The organism is Salinivirga sp. (assembly GCF_035268865.1).
Lineage (GTDB): Bacteria > Bacteroidota > Bacteroidia > Bacteroidales > Salinivirgaceae > Salinivirga.
Genome location: NZ_DATFKB010000138.1, coordinates 1 through 17,421, shown reverse-complemented (window position 1 = coordinate 17,421; position 17,421 = coordinate 1). Strand labels below are relative to the sequence as shown.

At 39.3% G+C, this 17,421-nt stretch carries 17 protein-coding genes; 5 read left to right on the top strand and 12 right to left on the bottom strand.

Annotated elements, in window-relative coordinates; all coding sequences use genetic code 11:
- Positions 1 to 207: 207 nt before the first annotated feature.
- Positions 208 to 1,137, top strand: coding sequence for a mechanosensitive ion channel family protein (locus VJ937_RS08445; RefSeq protein WP_324066461.1), 930 nt, complete (start codon positions 208 to 210; stop codon positions 1,135 to 1,137).
- A 38-nt stretch (positions 1,138 to 1,175) separates the two neighbouring features.
- Positions 1,176 to 2,237 carry a magnesium/cobalt transporter CorA gene (gene corA, locus VJ937_RS08440; RefSeq protein WP_324066460.1) on the top strand — a complete coding sequence of 354 codons (1,062 nt, stop codon included), beginning with the start codon at positions 1,176 to 1,178 and terminating at the stop codon, positions 2,235 to 2,237.
- Between the two features lie 49 nt (positions 2,238 to 2,286).
- Here corA and VJ937_RS08435 read toward each other — a convergent pair whose 3' ends face one another.
- Entirely contained in the window at positions 2,287 to 4,587 is a 2,301-nt protein-coding gene (locus VJ937_RS08435; RefSeq protein WP_324066459.1) for a TonB-dependent receptor plug domain-containing protein, read from the bottom strand.
- Positions 4,588 to 4,617: 30 nt separating this feature from the next.
- Positions 4,618 to 5,130 (bottom strand): YfiR family protein, encoded by a 513-nt coding sequence (locus VJ937_RS08430; protein ID WP_324066458.1) that lies wholly within the window; start codon positions 5,128 to 5,130, stop codon positions 4,618 to 4,620.
- 202 nt (positions 5,131 to 5,332) lie between these two features.
- Here VJ937_RS08430 and VJ937_RS08425 point away from each other — a divergent pair, with 202 nt between their 5' ends.
- Complete coding sequence (locus VJ937_RS08425) at positions 5,333 to 6,163, top strand: purine-nucleoside phosphorylase (RefSeq protein ID WP_324066457.1); 831 nt, start codon at positions 5,333 to 5,335, stop codon at positions 6,161 to 6,163.
- On the opposite strand, the gene VJ937_RS08420 is transcribed toward VJ937_RS08425, so the two are convergent.
- The 5 genes from VJ937_RS08420 to VJ937_RS08400 all read right to left on the bottom strand — a co-directional run bounded on the left by VJ937_RS08420 (position 6,160) and on the right by VJ937_RS08400 (position 11,535).
- The gene (locus VJ937_RS08420; protein WP_324066456.1) at positions 6,160 to 6,813 is read right to left on the bottom strand and encodes a DNA alkylation repair protein; all 654 of its coding nucleotides are present in this window, start codon (positions 6,811 to 6,813) and stop codon (positions 6,160 to 6,162) included. The two genes, VJ937_RS08425 and VJ937_RS08420, sit on opposite strands and share 4 nt — an antisense overlap.
- A gap of 15 nt (positions 6,814 to 6,828) precedes the next feature.
- Entirely contained in the window at positions 6,829 to 8,289 is a 1,461-nt protein-coding gene (locus VJ937_RS08415; protein ID WP_324066455.1) for a transglycosylase SLT domain-containing protein, read from the bottom strand.
- Positions 8,290 to 8,558: 269 nt separating this feature from the next.
- Positions 8,559 to 9,467 carry a prenyltransferase gene (locus VJ937_RS08410; protein WP_324066454.1) on the bottom strand — a complete coding sequence of 303 codons (909 nt, stop codon included), beginning with the start codon at positions 9,465 to 9,467 and terminating at the stop codon, positions 8,559 to 8,561.
- Positions 9,468 to 9,489: 22 nt separating this feature from the next.
- The gene (locus VJ937_RS08405) at positions 9,490 to 10,380 is read right to left on the bottom strand and encodes a prenyltransferase (RefSeq protein ID WP_324066453.1); all 891 of its coding nucleotides are present in this window, start codon (positions 10,378 to 10,380) and stop codon (positions 9,490 to 9,492) included.
- A gap of 81 nt (positions 10,381 to 10,461) precedes the next feature.
- Entirely contained in the window at positions 10,462 to 11,535 is a 1,074-nt protein-coding gene (locus VJ937_RS08400) for a PorV/PorQ family protein (RefSeq protein WP_324066452.1), read from the bottom strand.
- 120 nt (positions 11,536 to 11,655) lie between these two features.
- On the opposite strand from VJ937_RS08400, the gene pssA reads away from it, so the two are divergent.
- Both pssA and purS read left to right on the top strand, forming a co-directional pair.
- Complete coding sequence (pssA, locus tag VJ937_RS08395) at positions 11,656 to 12,354, top strand: CDP-diacylglycerol--serine O-phosphatidyltransferase (protein ID WP_324066451.1); 699 nt, start codon at positions 11,656 to 11,658, stop codon at positions 12,352 to 12,354.
- A 22-nt stretch (positions 12,355 to 12,376) separates the two neighbouring features.
- Positions 12,377 to 12,631 carry a phosphoribosylformylglycinamidine synthase subunit PurS gene (purS, locus tag VJ937_RS08390; RefSeq protein ID WP_324066450.1) on the top strand — a complete coding sequence of 85 codons (255 nt, stop codon included), beginning with the start codon at positions 12,377 to 12,379 and terminating at the stop codon, positions 12,629 to 12,631.
- Here the strand turns inward: purS and VJ937_RS08385 are convergent.
- The 5 genes from VJ937_RS08385 to gpmI all read right to left on the bottom strand — a co-directional run.
- Positions 12,628 to 13,695, bottom strand: coding sequence for a chorismate mutase (locus VJ937_RS08385; RefSeq protein ID WP_324066449.1), 1,068 nt, complete (start codon positions 13,693 to 13,695; stop codon positions 12,628 to 12,630). The two genes, purS and VJ937_RS08385, sit on opposite strands and share 4 nt — an antisense overlap.
- Before the next feature lie 106 nt (positions 13,696 to 13,801).
- The gene (locus tag VJ937_RS08380; protein ID WP_324066448.1) at positions 13,802 to 15,169 is read right to left on the bottom strand and encodes a dipeptidase; all 1,368 of its coding nucleotides are present in this window, start codon (positions 15,167 to 15,169) and stop codon (positions 13,802 to 13,804) included.
- 12 nt (positions 15,170 to 15,181) lie between these two features.
- Complete coding sequence (locus tag VJ937_RS08375; protein WP_324066447.1) at positions 15,182 to 15,790, bottom strand: hypothetical protein; 609 nt, start codon at positions 15,788 to 15,790, stop codon at positions 15,182 to 15,184.
- A 41-nt stretch (positions 15,791 to 15,831) separates the two neighbouring features.
- The gene (locus VJ937_RS08370) at positions 15,832 to 16,437 is read right to left on the bottom strand and encodes a DUF3109 family protein (RefSeq protein WP_324066446.1); all 606 of its coding nucleotides are present in this window, start codon (positions 16,435 to 16,437) and stop codon (positions 15,832 to 15,834) included.
- On the bottom strand, positions 16,434 to 17,421 hold a 988-nt coding region (gpmI, locus tag VJ937_RS08365; protein ID WP_324066445.1), incomplete at its 5' end, for a 2,3-bisphosphoglycerate-independent phosphoglycerate mutase. The genes gpmI and VJ937_RS08370, both read right to left, overlap by 4 nt.

Sequence of the window (17,421 nt, the reverse complement as noted above, 5' to 3'; positions counted from 1 at the left end):
ATTTGCGATGATAATATCTGGCCATTGCCAAAGTACAGGGAATTACTGTTTATGCGGTAAAAACGGATACTAACATAATTACGGCTCCGAAGAATTTTGTAAACATTATTTTTCGGAGCCTTTATTTTTGTAATTTTATTTAATTAGATATAAACTAATAAAACGCTGATTTGTAAAAATACTGTAACCCATTAATCAAAATTAAATATGAAGAACTTTTTTACAGAAGATTTCTGGACATCCTTTTTTGAAAAAGCAAGCAACTGGGTAATTAATGAGCTTCCGTCTATAATCATTCTGCTCATATTTACTTTTATTGCATTTCGACTTGTACGCTTCTTATTGAACCGCTTAAAAAAGATGATCATAAAACGGGCACAGCGCATGGATAAAGATGATGCAAGTGAAACAGAAAAGAGAATCAACACTCTAATGAATATAGCCCGTGGAGCATCCAACATCGTAATTTGGGCTATTTTTCTGATGATTTTACTGAGCAAATTTGGAGTAAATATTGGTCCAATTCTCGCAAGTGCTGGTATTTTAGGCCTTGCGCTGGGTTTTGGAGCGCAGGAGCTGGTACGCGATTTCATTTCAGGTTTCTTTGTATTGCTCGAAAACCAAATAAGATCCGGAGATGTAGCTATAATTAATGGCACAGCAGGTCTCGTGGAGCGAATAGAGCTACGAACTACCACACTTCGTGATTTTTCAGGAGTTGTGCATATTTTCCAGAACGGTAAAATCAATTCATTGTCTAACATGACCAAAGAATGGTCGGCCATTACAGTAGAGATTGGCGTAGCCTATAAAGAAAATGCCGATCATGTTATGAAAGTTATGAAAGAGGTTGCAGAAGACCTCGAACAAGATGAAATGTTTAAAGACAAAATAAAAGAGCCCACTGAAATATTCGGTATTGATCAGTTTCTTGATAGCGCAGTACTATTTAAAGCCAGAATTAAAAGTAAGCCAGGTGAGCAGTGGGCTCTGGCACGAGAGTATCGAAAACGTATAAAAGCTGAATTCGATGACCAGAACATTGAAATACCATTCCCCCATACCACAGTTTATTGGGGACAGGAAATTGCACCCTTACAACTCCATTTAGATAATGCCAAAACAGAAGGCAAATAAATAATTTAACTTAGCTATTGGATTAAAACACCACTACTATGGCCAGATTTCTGAAAAACCGTGAAAAAACCCGTGGTCAATCCCCGGGAGCACTCATTTTCCAGGGAGAACAAAGACAGGAAAAGGTAAAAATAACACTTACCCAATATAATGAACAGACCCTTGAAAAAACAGAAATTGGGCCAGATAACCTAAATGAACTGCTTAAAACAGGTATGATTACCTGGATCAATATTGATGGATTACACGACACCACAATAATTGAAAAAGTTGGTGCAGCATTCAGTATATCCTCACTGGCACTGGAGGATATATTGAATACTGACCAGCGTCCGCGTTTCTTTGAAGATGAACACCAGTTAATCATAATAATGAAATCACTGAAACTGGATATGAATACAGAACAGATCGATTCAGAGCAGGTCTCTTTTGTAGTTGGCAACAATTATCTAATTACATTCCAGGAAAAATCGAACCGTATTTTTGAGGATGTACTTTACAGATTGCATAATAACCGGGGTAAAATCAGAAAATCGGGCTCCGATTATTTGGCCTACGCCTTAATGGATACTATTGTAGATAGTTACATATTAAACATTGAAGCTTACGGACGCATTATTGAATCCTATGAAAAAGAGTTGATCAACCCGCACAAAGGCCTTTCTGACACAATCTTTAAACATAAAACCGAAATTGCGTTTTTCCGAAAAAACATACGTCCTTTAAAAGAAATTACAAACAGGTTGCAAAAAAGTGACTCCGGACTTATAAAAAAAGCAACCCGGCAGCATTACATCCCCGACCTCGACGACCTCGTTACCCAGGCCCTCGATGCCATTGAAATTTACCACACAATGGTCGCTGATCAACTCAACCTGTATAATACGAATATCAGCAACCGGGCAAATGATGTGATGAAGGTACTTACAATATTTGCAGCCATCTTTATACCATTGACCTTTATTGCAGGCGTTTATGGTACAAATTTCCAATACGTACCGGAACTCAACTACAAATACGGTTATTTTGGAATGTGGGGAGTAATGATTGCTGTAGCGGGCGTAATGCTCATTTACTTTAAAAGAAAAGGTTGGCTATAAAAAAGGCGCTACATTGGATGCAGCGCCTCAATATATCTCTAAACCGCTTTTAGAAACTAAAATCAATTCCAATTAAATATAAGCCGCTGACTTTATCATTATATGGTATTTCGGGCTTATTATGATCCAAAATGTTTTGTCCGCTAAGATAAACCGATGCATTATTGGAAATACGGTATGCAACCTTGGCGTTTAGTATAACATTAGGATCAAGCGAAGCCTCCATAGTTTTATGAGTTGGGTATGCAAAGTAATACCTTGAATAGGTTTGCTTATCATAATAGTAAAGCGATGCATTTATGTTAAACTTTTGAACAGGAGTATAATTAATCATCGCCCCTCCATAAAAGCCCGGTGTCCAATCATTATTGCCATCTTCAAATGATGATTCATCCAATTCGCTGTAAGGTGTCATACTTTGTTGGCCTGTAATAAAATTGATTGTATAAAACTCTGAAATATCTTTCAGCACATTGGTCAATTTGGTATTCTGATAGGTTCCAAACACTTTGATTATCAAATTATCTAATGGCTGAACAGCAACGTTCAAAGTTGCACCAAGTTGCTCGCTCTCCATGTCTATATTCTGATAAAACCATTGGTCATAGGTTATTCCGCCATCTATTTCATAAACTTTGGGAAATAGCGCATCAAAATCCGTTGTTTTTGTTCTGAAAGCCTCAAAATCGACCTGTAGGTAATCTGTGAGAATTCCCCGGTAACCAATTTCGATCAAATCCTGGGTTAATAAATTCAGATTTTCATCGCCCACATAGAATTGATAATAATTTGCTCCCAAAGGGTTCTGGAAATTGGCATAGGCATTACCCATAAATGACCCGCGATTTGCTCTTGAATAGGTTGCACGTAATAAATGCTTACTATTGATATTATAAGCACCGACAAATTGCCAGGACATATAGATATCGTCCGGCACATTGTATTTATCTGCCCTTAAGGCGGCAATTAACCTTAACTCACTTATGGGTTTATAATCAATCCGCATACTTCCGGAAATGGTTTCAAGTGATTTTTCTCCATTTAATAAGCCGCGATCGAGGTCGCCAACGGTATCTACTTTCTCAACATATGTTTTATCGTCGTAATTTGCCAACTGATAATTAAATCCGGGTCGTACAGTAAGTTCACCAATACCCAGGTCATTGAGTACCAAATCATATTCCAGATTAGCGCTTAAAAAGTTCATATCGTATTCGATCACAGGTTTAATCATTTTCTTATGCAAATTCTGCCGTCCGGTTAAATAATTAACCTGTGCCTGAAATCCATAGGCCGAAGCTTTATAGTCAACATAACCGGTTTCAGATTCGCGTATACCAAATGGGGTAGCCAGGTTTTCAAAAAACATACTTTGTGACTCTGATGACTGCCATCCTCCGTTTAATGACATGGACACATCATTTGATGGCTCATAAAAAAGCCCGGCATTCGCATTAAATGCCTTTTTAGCTAGTTCAGCATCGGGAGAACTGGCATGAAGTTGATTGCCAAACATACTTGTCAGAGAATCAGCAGGCACATAAGTGCCGCTGGCATATTCATAAAAATCGTCCTGAAAACGGTCTCTGAAATCGTAGGCGCCACTGACTTTAAACCCAAAGTCTTCACTAAGTTTGTTTAACAGACTAAAGTTACCAATATACGTATCATTATTGCCAACTTTTACATCGCCATGCACTTGAGCGCCTTCTTTATCAGGGGTTCTGGTAATGATATTAATTACACCCGAAACGGCATTTGGGCCATACAGGGCACTTGAGGCTCCACGTATAATTTCAATTCTTTCAATATCTGACATAGCTACAGGAAGCGACTCCCAAATTGTACCTCCGTTAATATAATTATACACAATTCTGCCATCTACCATTACCAGCGTCATCATGTTTTCAGAGAAATGCGAGAAATTGCCCGGGGGCAAGTTATCATTACCTCTTATATGAATATCGTAATTGCCATTAGATTCCTGCCTTACGATCATCCCGGGTACTAACCTGAATAATTCTTCGTAGGTTGTTGCACCGGTCAGTTTAATTTCTTCCTTTGTGATTACAGTGGTCGAGAGTGGTGACTCAAAAACACTCTCTCCTTTTTTAGAAGCAGAGCTAACTTCTCGGTTTAAAGCAAGATTCAATAGTTCATCTGCAGAAATACCAATTGCCTCAGCCATTTCTTTCAATGCTTCGAAAGGCATTTCAAGCATCTCATCATAACTAATTGCCAAAATTTCTTTTCGGCTCATATTTTCAAAGTCGTATGTCTTTTCCTGGGCTACCAACGATAAGTTTGCTGATAATAAAAAGAACAATAACAGGGGAATATATTTTTTCATTTTTCAGTCATTTAATTGTTTTCAATTGAATTAGTTGATTACAGTTCCAAGTGAATAGAGAGCAGAATTCACTTTTAGACGCTGTTCGGCCATGGTAGATTTGTTGATTTCAAAATCCTGATGACCTCCCTTCAGCACATAGTTTATGCCTGAACCTTTTCTGCCAAAACCAGGCCTGTCTGTAATTATCAGCACACCTTTTCCGCCTACGCGCGCCTTAACCTCATCAAGTGATGAACTTTTGCCAGAAGGGATGAACAAAATATGGCAAGACCCAATATCATTAATTGAATTGAAAACCTTGACTTTAATGGGCTGGCTACCCACTTTTTTCTTTGTGGCAATAACCTCAAGCTCCTTTTTCATTGGAGAGTTACCAAGTATGCCAATTACAAAATCGCCAGACTGCTTATCCCCCGGCCATTCTATATACTTGGTAAAATTGTACATAAAAAGAGCTTTGAATTTTTCATTTTGCGCCTTTAAGTCGGTAATACTCATTACCAGCAAAAGCAACAAAAAATAGCTGATTAATTTTTTCATTGAATCATGTTTTTGTGAGCTAACTATTCATATGCAAAGGATGAAATTGTTTACAATTTCTCTTCCGAAGACAAAATTGGTAAAATAATTATTTTTTCAAAGCTTTAAATACCATCTTCACATTTCGTTAATATTTATTCTCCATATTTTGCTCTGTCGTTCTAAGTAAAATTAACTATTTTTCGTAAAAATACAGATGAACATGTCAAAAGAACAAATCAATAAGGTAATTGAAGCACAGGAGTTTTTAAAAGAAAAAACAAATAATTTTAAACCTGAAACAGGTATTATTCTTGGCACAGGACTTAGCCGACTGGCTGACAAAATTGACCGGGAGCATACCATTGATTACGAAGACATTCCCCATTTCCCACTTTCAACAGTAGAGTCACATAGTGGCAAACTCATTTATGGTAACCTATTTGGCCACCCGGTTGTGGCAATGCAAGGCCGTTTTCATTATTATGAGGGATATACCCTGCAGCAAGTAACTTTCCCTGTAAGGGTACTCAAATCATCAGGGATATCGAGGTTGCTTATTTCAAATGCTGCAGGTGCCATGAATAAAAAGTTCAGAAAAGGAAACCTAATGCTGATCACCGACCACATTAACCTACTAATGGACAACCCTTTGATTGGTCCAAATATTGATGAGTGGGGTCCAAGGTTTCCGGACATGAGTGCTCCTTACGATGAAAAAATGAATAACCTTTTCCGAAATGTTGCTCAAAAAAAGAATATAGACCTGTTCGAAGGGGTATATATTGCAATGCAGGGACCTACGCTTGAAACCCGGGCCGAGTACCGAATGCTTGCCAACCTGGGTGGCGATGCCGTAGGAATGAGCACAGTGCCTGAAGTTATTGTGGCCAATCACATGGGATTACCATGCGTTGCAATAAGTGTATTGACAGATGAATGCGACCCGGATAACTTAAAACCTGTTACCCTGGAAGAAATTATAGAAACTGCAGGTGTAGCAGAAAAAGATTTAGTAAAACTATTTGAAGACGTCCTAAAAACTTTGCTCTAGTTGTTTTCAATATATTGAAAATCATCGATCCAGTTTTGTATTTGAGCCGCAGCACCTGGATGGCTATTCTGCATTTCATAAAGCTGTGCCTCAAAGTCGGCCCTGTTATCTGGAAAACAGCGGTAAATGGCCTCAGCCAAATGGGTGCCATCCATTGAGGGCTGATAGTTTTCATTTAGCCAGACGCTCAAAAGCTTAATTGACTTATCAAAGGCAGGCAACTCAGCATTCATTCTGAAAAACTGAATGGCGGTTTTTACAGCTAATGGCACATCAACAAGCGACTCAAGATTTTGCCAGCTATTGTATTTCAAAAAAGGTGCAAGCACATGCCGGGCAAGATGGTTTTCAAGCTCCGCAGTCACCGATTGTTTTATAAAAACTTTCATTAACTGCTCATCCAATTGCTGGATATCAACCAATAGCATGGCCATGATTCTGGCCTCTCTGGTATTTTTAATGATTAACTCTGCAGCAATACCGTTATGCTTTGAAAACTGTTCAGATAGTTTTCTAATATCAGGATACATTATACCAAAATTGGGTAATTCCCGGCCCTGATATTTTACAATGGCGTCTGCGGCATCGCCATTGGCATTTTTAAATAATTTCCTTAAAATTATTCGGGATTCTGATTTAGGATCTGTCATAAAAAACGCTAAAGCTTACAGATTGTCCTCACTGATGACATTTTTATAATGTTCATAGCGATTCATAATTTCCTTGACATAGTCAAATGGCTCCTGTCCGCGACAGTAACCATATTTCACAACCGGATCGAGATAGTACTTCGGATCCGATTTCCAAAGTAACATACTATCAACCTGGGTATCCCACACATCCGGATTTTTGCCATATTTCTCTGCCAAACGCCTGGCATCGCGCACATGCCCAATGCCACAATTGTATGACGCCAGCACGAACTTGCGGCGTTCCTCTTTATCAGGCAGTTCATCTTCAAACTGGCGGTCCAGGTAATCGAGGAACTGGCAACCAGCCCGAATATGCATTCTGGGGGATGATGCACGGCTTACACCGAAATAATTGGCCGTACCCGGCATTAACTGCATAATACCAAATGCCCCGGCCCAGCTAACTACACGTGGATTAAAACGTGACTCCTGGTAAATCATAGAAGCCACCAAACGCCAGTCGTAATTGGGAATTTCACTGTAGCGTTGTATGGTTTCATCGTATGGTGAAATTTTGCCTCCACTAATAGACATATACTGGCTTTTAATGCGGCTCGATGCTTTTTTACTTTTAAAGTATTTATTGTAAAGCAGGGCATACATTGGTCCGTTTTTAAATGTATAGACCCACGAATTGAGCTTTGACAAAAATTTATCGGCATCTTTTGCTACTGCCCATGCCATTCTTTGCGGAAAACTTACCGGTGTACTGATATCAATTTCAGGATAATATGTCTGGTTCAGTTTAGCCACATTCTCATCAGCCACGGTATAGCTAATTTCACCTTTTGCCACAAGCCTTATCAACTGTTCGGCATCGTAGTTTTCTACCTCTACAATATCGATATTGGCCCCGATCTCATCGCTTAGGTTGCGTAGGCGTTTTTCAAATGCTGAATTGCTTTGCACATGAACTTTGCGGTTGGCAAGATCCAGTTGATTACGAATTAGGTAGGAGTTAAGTTCTCTTTTGGTCATTTTTTCCCAACCGACAGGCTTTTTTTGTACAAGCACCTGCCGTGTTTGGCCGTATGCTGCAGCAAAAGAAACCCGTGAAGCACGATCTTTTGTAACAGCAAGGTTCATTGCAAGCACATCACACTCGTGTGCATTTAGTTTCTTTAATGCTGTTTCAATATCATTATTGATAATGATTTTTAATTCAACATCTAAAAAATTGGCGAAAAGTGTGAGCATATCATACTGGAAACCCATTGGCTTACCGCGATAACTAAAATAACTGATGGAATTATAATTTGTCAATGCGATTAGTGTATCGCGTTCAATAATAGCTTCCAATACCTCTTTCTGGCTATCGGGTTGCTGCTTTTTATCGGTCTTTGTGAGCATAAAAGCGAACGAAACAGCAATAAAAACAGCTATTACCATGCCTCTTCTGAGAATACGTGTATGATATGAAGGTATTTTTTTCACCTAAATTTCTTTTAAAGAAACTTTATCAATGCTTTCTATGCTAGTTGTCAATCAATTAGCCCATCAAAACAAGTTCTTTGAATTATTTAAGTTATAAAATAATCTGTTAAATCAAAAGGTAAGATTACCTATTTGGTTTCACACCACCAAATCAGCAGATTCGGAACACACCATAAATACCTGTTAACCAAAACACTAACACAAAGCCAGGATAAAACAAACCGAAAATGATGCAAGAAATAATAAATAACAGCTCCTGTAATAATAGGTTAGTTGAACAAATATATTTCTCCCAAATATCCAAGCGTCAATAATATACCACTAAGCGAAGACAGGGCAATTGCTGACCCCATGGCCCTGGTATACCGGTTGAGTTCAGTAAATTTACGAGTATCATTAAGTACACGAAATGCCAGAACCACTAAAAGTATCATTAGCAATGAAAAATAGGACACCAACTGAAAGAAAGCTCCTGCAACAATAATTGCAAAAGCAATAATAGTAGCAACATTTAAAAACTTTACTGCATTAGATTGTCCAAATCTAACCGGGAAAGTACGCTTCTTAGACTTTACATCATCTTCATAATCAAAAGTGTTACTTACCAACCCTACGTTCATTGTAAAAATCCCGATTGGAATAGATAAAAGTATAGGTTCCCAACTAAATTGCTGCGTCAAAACAAAATACACGCCAAACACAATCATTGGTCCAAAGGCAATAAACAAGGCAGTTTCACCCAGCCCACGATAATTTAGCCTTAATGGTGGTGAGGTATAGAAAAACACAATAAATGCACCCAATGCTGCCATAGAAATCACTGGCCAACCGATCAAGAAATACAAATAGACACCTATCCCAATGGCTGGTATTAAACAAATAGCTGTAGCCCACAGCACCTGATTGGGTGTAACTTCTCCGCTAATTAAAGGGCTATCATGAAATTGAGACTCCTTATTACCAAGATTATCGTTTTTATAATCAAAATAGTCATCAATAAAGTCGGCAGCGGAATGTGCTAATACAATTCCTATGGTAGTAAGCAGAAATATTGTCCAATCAAAACTGCCATCTTTCCAGGCTAATACACCTCCTAAAACTGCAGGAATAAAGCTAACCACTAGAAATGGAGCTCTGGCAGCCTTTAACCATACATTTATCCAATAAAAAAACTTCATCATGTCAAAATTTAAATAAGTACTAAAAAATTGTGAAGTGATATTGCAGTATCCAACCTGTCATAATACCTATGCCTGCAACAATCATAGCGAAAATAGATTGCACCGTAGCGCTCAAGTATTGGGGGATACTGGCACTTTTGCTGGCCAGTTTTTTCCGCATAAGAATAGCAGGCACAATACCCAATAGTCCTAATAGACTATGAACCGGCAATACTTTAAACACAACCAATGCAATAAGCGATACGAAAGCCAAATATGTTAAAAAATCAATTAGATTATTTTTGATGGAAACTACATGCTGTCCATCGACGCTGGTTTTTATTCGAGCACCTTTTAAATAGGCCACAAGGGTAATCAGTAAACCAACGGGGATTGAAACCCAGACTGGGAGGTATGCAATTTGACCAGTAAGGGCCAAATAGGCTCCGGCCATACTTAAGGGACCGAATGTAACAAAAACTGTCACCTCCTTAAATCCTTTCATCATTAAAAAAGTAAAAGTAAGTGCTATTAATCCTCCAACTGCAGCGAAAGCCAAAATTTTCCAGCCAATGGCCAGATAAAAATAATACAGAACAAAAACGTTGACGAATAGTACTGCAAGCCCCACATAAAAAGGTGTTTTAGCGCTTTTGAAGTACCTGGCAAAAAGTGGCTGCCAGCCGGCAAAAATCTTTGTATGTGCATCACGTTGGTCAGTATGATTATTGGTGAAATAGTAATATAAATAATCTCCTCCGGCCTGCCCTAGCAGAAGCCCCAGAATTACTAAAAACCATTCGAAAAGATGCAATTGAGCCTGTCCATACACAAGCACACCAGAAATCAATGCAGGTATAATGGAAGCACTGAATAACAAATATTTAATTTGCAAAATATAAGCAGATCGCTTTGCGGTATTATCGGTCATAAACGAAAATTTACCAAAGAAACACCTGGTTTAAGCTTTTGTTAGGTAAGAATGAAGAAATTCATCAAAAATTAGATGGATTTAATCAACAGTAAAGCCGTAGCTCAGAGAAACTATGTGGGAATAAGGCACCTGCGACACACCACCCAGATTGGTGTAAGCATAATCTATGGCCAGTCGTTTTATTCTCAGGCCAGCACCAATTGTTGGCTGTACAGTATATGAGGCTTTATCGCGATCGGCAATGGTCTCTTTTTGAAGATTAAGAAACCCTCCTCTCAGAAAAAATATGCGCTTGTAATCAACCTCTACACCGAGGTGTGGGTCCATGCTAATAAAATCTGTTTTAACCAGCACATTACGTTTTCCATCAGTAGTAAGATCGATATTTGCTTCGCCCAATATATGAAAATCTTCTTTTACTGTAAATGAGCGCGATACAGACAAAATAAACTTTGGCAAGGTTATTTCCAGAGAGTTTTCAGGTATTTCGTTACCCGTCATTTCAAAAGTTTCCTGCAATTCGCCCTGTTCAAAACTCCAGGCATTAAAAGTGGAGGTAACATCCCGGGCAAGAGCGGCAAAGCGCCAGCCTTTATAATCGTATGTTGCGGCGGCATCAATTCCAAATCCCCAGGCATTGGCAAATTCACCAGCCACACGGCGTACAATTTTAACATTTCCGCCAACATTTAATCCTTCAATACCCAGATCACGGGCATATGAAATTAAAAAAGCATAATCAGCCACTGAAAAACTTTTAACCCGGTCATAACGTATGTTCCCTTCGGCGTCAATAAGTTCAAGGGTATTTGGAATGTTATCGACTCCAAACCGGATTAATGATATGCCAATACTTTGTTTGGAATCAATTTTATATGAAACTGCTCCGTAATCGTATTTGGCAATACCTGCAAAATATTCAGAGTGCATATAGCCTGCCTGCACATCATTTTTAGCTTCAAGCAATCCGGCAGGATTCCAGTAAGTGGCATAAACATCGTTGGTCGATGAAACTACAGCATTTCCCATTCCTAAAGCTCTTCCTCCAACTCCAATGGATAAAAACTCATTACTATATTTGGGTGCAGATTGCCCCAATAAACCTAAAGAAACGGCTACAAACAAAAAAGATAGTATTATATATTTACGCATAAATCAAATAATCAACATTCAAATTAGGGAAACTCACTGTAAAATTATGCAACTGTATTTTTTAACTTAAATTTGTGCTAAAATATTGCCGGTAAATATAAAAAAAAGCTATTAAACCACATGATTCGATCATTTATTCCAAATTTGCTTACACTCATGAATCTACTTTCAGGTGCAATTGCCATTGTAATGGCCCTGGAAACCAATTTTTATTTCGCCGCATATTTAATACTTGCCGGCGCCATTTTTGATTTTTTCGATGGCTTTGCAGCACGGTTACTCCGGGTTTCTTCGCCTATTGGCAAACAGCTCGATTCTTTGGCCGATTTAATCACCTTTGGGCTCGCTCCGGCCACAATGTTGTTTGCACTGCTTAAACAACACTGGGCAGGAGATGTTGCATTTATCTCATACGAAAACTGGGCCATTTTCACACCCTTTTTACTCGTACTATTTGCAGCACTCCGCCTGGCCAAATTTAATGTGGATGAATCTCAATCAAAACATTTTCAGGGATTGCCAACACCTGCCAATGCATTATTTATAGTTTCATTTGTCTTTTTATTGCTTAGCAACACCATGTGGATTACCTATGAGTTTGTATTACCCATTATTGTAGTTTTTAGCTTTATAATGGTCGCCCCTATTCCGCTCATGGGACTTAAGGAATTTTCAGGCCAACAAAAAGTTTATATTTTAATTTTGCTTACAGGATCGTTGGCTGCATTAATTTTATTTAAATTTACAGCCGGTGTAATAATTATACCATTTTACATAGCCCTTTCGGGAATAAAATTCGCATTCAGTAAAAAACAATAATTAACATCAAAAATAATCTGATATGAAATTTATCGCAGAAATTAATGTGATGCCACTCAAAGCCCTTCTGGACCCCCAGGGCAAAGCTGTAACCCACAGCATGCACAGCATAGGGTACAAAAGCGTAGAAAATGTGCGCATTGGTAAACATATTACCCTGGAGATAGAAGCCGACAATGAACCACATGCCAAAGAAAAAGTTGACGAGGCCTGCAAAAAAATATTATCTAACCCGGTTATGGAAAGCTACGATTTTGAAATCAGGGCAATGGATTAATCATCCTTGTTTCTATGCTGCTTCATAATTTCAGATTGAATGCGAATAGATTCTTTGTGTACACTTTGAAGCATTTTTTTCACAAATTCTTTCGATAACCCAAGAGAAGATCCGGTTTCCATACGAGACCGGATTATATTTTTCCACCGCTTAAGTTGAAATGCAGCCACATTGCGGTGACGCTTATACGCACCGATTTTGCGGGTTGTCTCCATACGTTGAGCCAATAACTCAAGTATCTGCGAATCGATAGAATCTATTTGATTTCTAAAACTTTCAAGCGCATTTTGCACACTTCCGTTTACATTCTGATCCCGAAACTCAAGATTATCGAGGAGTTTTAGCAAGCTATCCGGAGTTAATTGCTGATTTGCATCACTCAAAGCATTTTTCGGATCGATGTGCGTTTCAATCATCAACCCATCAAAATTTAAATCCAATGCATACTGAGCAATTTCAGGGACCAAGCCCCGGTCACCACTAATATGACTCGGATCGCATATTATGGCAATTTCGGGCATCCGTGTTTTCAACTCAATGGGGATTTCCCATTTAGGTATATTCCGGTAAGGAGTTTGTTCATATGGGTAAAAACCGCGGTGTATGGCCATCACATTTCCAGGGGTCATCTTCATCATACGTTCAATTGCTCCTATCCATAATGACAAATCGGGGTTGACAGGGTTTTTCACCATAATTTGCACATCTATACCTTCAAGAGCCCTGGCCAGTTCCTGCACTGAAAATGGATTCGAAGTGGTACGTGCTCCAACCCATAGATATTCCACACCGGCCTCAAGGGCTTTCTCAACATGGCTGGGTGTGGCAACTTCGACGGCAATGGGTAAATCATACTCATTTTTTACCTTTTTTAGCCATTGCAACGCGTTGTCACCGGCGCCCTCAAAATTACCTGGGCGGGAACGAGGCTTCCAAACACCACTTCTAAAAGCAGTCACTGCTGAATGACCGGCAATTCCGGCGGCCGTTTGCATTACTTGCTCCTCTGTTTCGGCACTGCACGGACCAGCAATTATAATTGGTTTTTGTCCCTGTTGTGGCATATCAATACTTTGTGCAAACTTATAATTTTTTATAAAAACAGTATATAAAAAAGGGCAATCTGCCAATTTTTAAACAGATTGCCCTTAAATTATGATAAACCTGCTATTATTTTTTTTCAGCAAAATACTTATAGAACAATGGCAGTGTTTCAATTCCTTTATAGAAGTTGAAAAGTGGATAGTTTTCATTGGGTGAATGAATAGCATCACTTTCAAGTCCGAAGCCCATTAAGATTGATTTTGTACCCAATACTTTCTCGAAGGTTGAGATAATTGGGATACTACCACCACTACGTACAGGTACAGGCATTTTTCCAAAAGCTTCTTCGAAAGCTTTCTCTGCAGCCTTATATGCTGGTATATCAATTGGACACACATATGCCTGACCACCATGCAGCGGGGTTACTTCTACTTTCACAGATTTAGGTGCAATTTTTTCTATATGATCTTTAATCATTTTACCAATCTTCTCATGATCCTGATTTGGAACCAGACGGCTTGATAATTTGGCATAAGCTTTTGATGGCAATACAGTTTTGGCACCTTCACCGGTGTATCCGCCCCACATACCACAAAGGTCAAATGAAGGTCTTATTCCGGTACGCTCGATGGTGGTATACCCTTTTTCTCCATCGAGTTCTTCAACATCAATTGCTTTTTTGTACGCTTCTTTGCTAAAAGGCGCCTGATTCAATTTTTTACGCTCCTCATCTGAAGCTTCCAGCACATCGTCATAAAAACCCGGAATGGTAACACGATTATTCTCATCTGTCATTTTTGCAATGATATCGGCCAAAACATTAAGCGGGTTGGCAACTGCACCACCAAAAAGTCCTGAGTGCAAGTCACGATTAGGCCCGGTTACTTCAATTTGTAAATATGTAAGTCCGCGCAAACCCGTAGTAATTGAAGGGACGTCCTGAGCGATCATTCCGGTATCGCTCACCAAAATAATATCTGCTTCGAGCATATCTTTGTACTCGGCACACCATTTGGTAAGGTTGGGCGATCCTATCTCCTCCTCACCCTCAATCATAAACTTAACGTTTACAGGCAATTGATTGGTTTTCACCATGAATTCAAATGCTTTGGTATGCATAAAAGCCTGGCCTTTATCGTCATCGGCTCCACGTGCATAGATTTTGCCGTCACGAATTTCCGGCTCAAATGGCTCTGACTCCCAAAGATCTATCGGATCAACGGGCATTACGTCCATATGACCGTATACAAGTACGGTAGGTTTTTTAGGATCTATAATTTTTTCGGCGTAAAGAATTGGATGGCCTTCTGTATCGTAGATACGGGCATCATCGGCACCGGCATCGAGCAAATATTTTTTCCAAAGCTCAGCTGCTTTGTACATATCTTGCTTATGCTCCGAGAGAGAGCTAATACTCGGAATACGAATTAATTCAAACAGTTCGTCTAAAAAACGCTGCTTGTTGTCTTCGATGTATTGTTTTAAATTTTCCATAATTATGATGATTTATCGGTTATAAGCTTTGAAGGCTGAAGATAAGAAAATATGTGCCTGCACCCCAACAATTTTAAAAAAACGGCTGTAGGCAAAATACAATGTTGCACCATAACCCACGTCATAAGCAGGTTTATGCGAATAATGAGCTTGAATGTAAACTCCTGGTGTTCTGCGCACAATAAAGGCCTGATTACCCTCCTCGGTAAGTGTGGGGGTGCGACCCGCAGCAAAAGAGACACCACCATATATTGCAAAATTGTGTTTCAATCTTTCATGGCGCCAACCTGCACCTAAGTGTATATCATGTAATCGTTGCCTGGAATGGTGTTGTCTCAGTCCGCCACCACCATCTAAAAAGCGGTCGGTTGATGAAAAATAACCCAGGTTTGTAGCCAATTCGTTGAAGTTCATATGAAAATCAACTGCCACATTCTGTTCTCCCTCCTGCTGCTGATAATTCACTCCATATCCAGCTCCAATGGTCACATATGGGCTATAGGGATCGAAATACTTACCGTCAAACAAAAAGTCTTCTTTGGGATTAAGCATTTCCTGTGCAAAGAGGCTATTGAGCCCGAGAATCATAAAAAGTGTAATCCAAAAAAATACTTTCTTCATCGATTTCGGTTTAAATTAAGCTAAACGAACCCGGAATACCATTATTGTGCTTCCTGTTTCTGTTTTTCCCAGACTCTGGCATTCAGCTCCAGCTCATTGTACCATTTTTCCCCGTACTTTCTGATCAAAGCATCTTTTAGGAATTTGTACAGCTGAACCTGCTCATTTTTTCCTTTTTTAAGCGCAGCTTTACAGATCTTGTTTTTCTCATAATTTACAGCATCATAAGCCTCATATTCTGTAATCCTCACAGGATACAAATGGCAGGATACAGGTTTGCGAAAATCAATTAAACCCTCCATGCATGCTTTTTCTATAGCGCAGAAAGTTATGCCATTATCTTCGTAAATATAAGCGCATGCACCATTATTCATCAAAGGTGTAACGGTATCTCCATCTTCGTCAACCACATACCATCCCTGCTCATCGACGGCCTTTACTCCCTCACTGGTCATAAATTGCCGAACAAGCGGATAAACATCGGCTATTTTCTCTTTTTCCGCTGGCTCCAGCGGAGCACCAGATTCGCCAATAACACAGCATGCTCCATGGCATTTTTCAATATCGCAATGAAACTGTTTCTCAATCAGATCGAGACTTACTAAAGTTTTTCCTATTTCCAGCATGGTTACAGGTTGGGCTTTCATTCTACAAGCGGTTTTCCTGTCATAGCTTCAGGTCTTTGCAAACCCATCATTTCAAGAATTGTAGGCGCAACATCAGCAAGAATACCATTATTGACTTTTTTGTAGCGATCGCTTACCACAATTATTGGCACAGCATTGAGCGAGTGCGCAGTATTGGGGCTTTCATCAGGGTTTACAGCATTATCTGCATTTCCGTGATCGGCAATGATAACCAACTCATAATCGTTTTGGCGTGCAGCTTCTACAACATCACCTACGCATTCATCAACCGCTTCAACAGCTTTTTCTATAGCTTCATAAACGCCTGTATGGCCAACCATATCGCCATTGGCAAAATTGAGACATACAAAATCTGTTTCAGCCTTATGTAATTCTTCAACTATGGCATCTTTTACTTTGTAAGCGCTCATTTCAGGCTGCATATCGTATGTGGCAACTTTAGGAGATGGAATCAGAATTCGCTTTTCATTTTCGAACTCTTTCTCCTGACCTCCTGAGAAGAAAAAAGTAACATGTGCATATTTTTCTGTTTCAGCAATACGAATTTGTTTTTTTCCTTCTTTTGCCAGCACCGCTCCCATAGTATCTTTTAAATTCTCCTTATCAAATGGAATGTGTACATCCTTAAAGCTATCATCGTAGCGTGTCATGGTCAGGTAATAAAGCGGCATGGTTTTCATATCATGCTCTGGCATGTCCTGTTGGGTCAGCACAATGGTCATTTCACGCAAACGGTCTGTGCGGAAGTTGAAACAAAATACCACATCACCCTCTTTGATGGTTCCGGTTGGTTCATCATTTTCATTCGTGATGACAACAGGTTTAATAAATTCGTCGGTCACTCCATCATCATATGAAGCCTGCATTGCCTGCACAGGATCTTTAGAAGACTTCCCTTTTCCATGCACATAAAGGTCATAAGCAAGTTTGATGCGTTCCCAACGCTTATCGCGATCCATACCATAATACCGGCCTACAATTGAA

Bases quoted from the DNA above. Each gene is read 5' to 3' on its own strand.
- VJ937_RS08445 (WP_324066461.1), top strand. From the start codon at position 208: ATGAAGAACTTTTTTACAGAAGATTTCTGGACATCCTTTTTTGAAAAA.
- corA (WP_324066460.1), top strand. From the start codon at position 1,176: ATGGCCAGATTTCTGAAAAACCGTGAAAAAACCCGTGGTCAATCCCCG.
- VJ937_RS08435 (WP_324066459.1), bottom strand. From the start codon at position 4,587: ATGAAAAAATATATTCCCCTGTTATTGTTCTTTTTATTATCAGCAAAC.
- VJ937_RS08430 (WP_324066458.1), bottom strand. From the start codon at position 5,130: ATGAAAAAATTAATCAGCTATTTTTTGTTGCTTTTGCTGGTAATGAGT.
- VJ937_RS08425 (WP_324066457.1), top strand. From the start codon at position 5,333: ATGTCAAAAGAACAAATCAATAAGGTAATTGAAGCACAGGAGTTTTTA.
- VJ937_RS08420 (WP_324066456.1), bottom strand. From the start codon at position 6,813: ATGACAGATCCTAAATCAGAATCCCGAATAATTTTAAGGAAATTATTT.
- VJ937_RS08410 (WP_324066454.1), bottom strand. From the start codon at position 9,467: ATGAAGTTTTTTTATTGGATAAATGTATGGTTAAAGGCTGCCAGAGCT.
- VJ937_RS08405 (WP_324066453.1), bottom strand. From the start codon at position 10,380: ATGACCGATAATACCGCAAAGCGATCTGCTTATATTTTGCAAATTAAA.
- VJ937_RS08400 (WP_324066452.1), bottom strand. From the start codon at position 11,535: ATGCGTAAATATATAATACTATCTTTTTTGTTTGTAGCCGTTTCTTTA.
- pssA (WP_324066451.1), top strand. From the start codon at position 11,656: ATGATTCGATCATTTATTCCAAATTTGCTTACACTCATGAATCTACTT.
- purS (WP_324066450.1), top strand. From the start codon at position 12,377: ATGAAATTTATCGCAGAAATTAATGTGATGCCACTCAAAGCCCTTCTG.
- VJ937_RS08385 (WP_324066449.1), bottom strand. From the start codon at position 13,695: ATGCCACAACAGGGACAAAAACCAATTATAATTGCTGGTCCGTGCAGT.
- VJ937_RS08380 (WP_324066448.1), bottom strand. From the start codon at position 15,169: ATGGAAAATTTAAAACAATACATCGAAGACAACAAGCAGCGTTTTTTA.
- VJ937_RS08375 (WP_324066447.1), bottom strand. From the start codon at position 15,790: ATGAAGAAAGTATTTTTTTGGATTACACTTTTTATGATTCTCGGGCTC.
- VJ937_RS08370 (WP_324066446.1), bottom strand. From the start codon at position 16,437: ATGAAAGCCCAACCTGTAACCATGCTGGAAATAGGAAAAACTTTAGTA.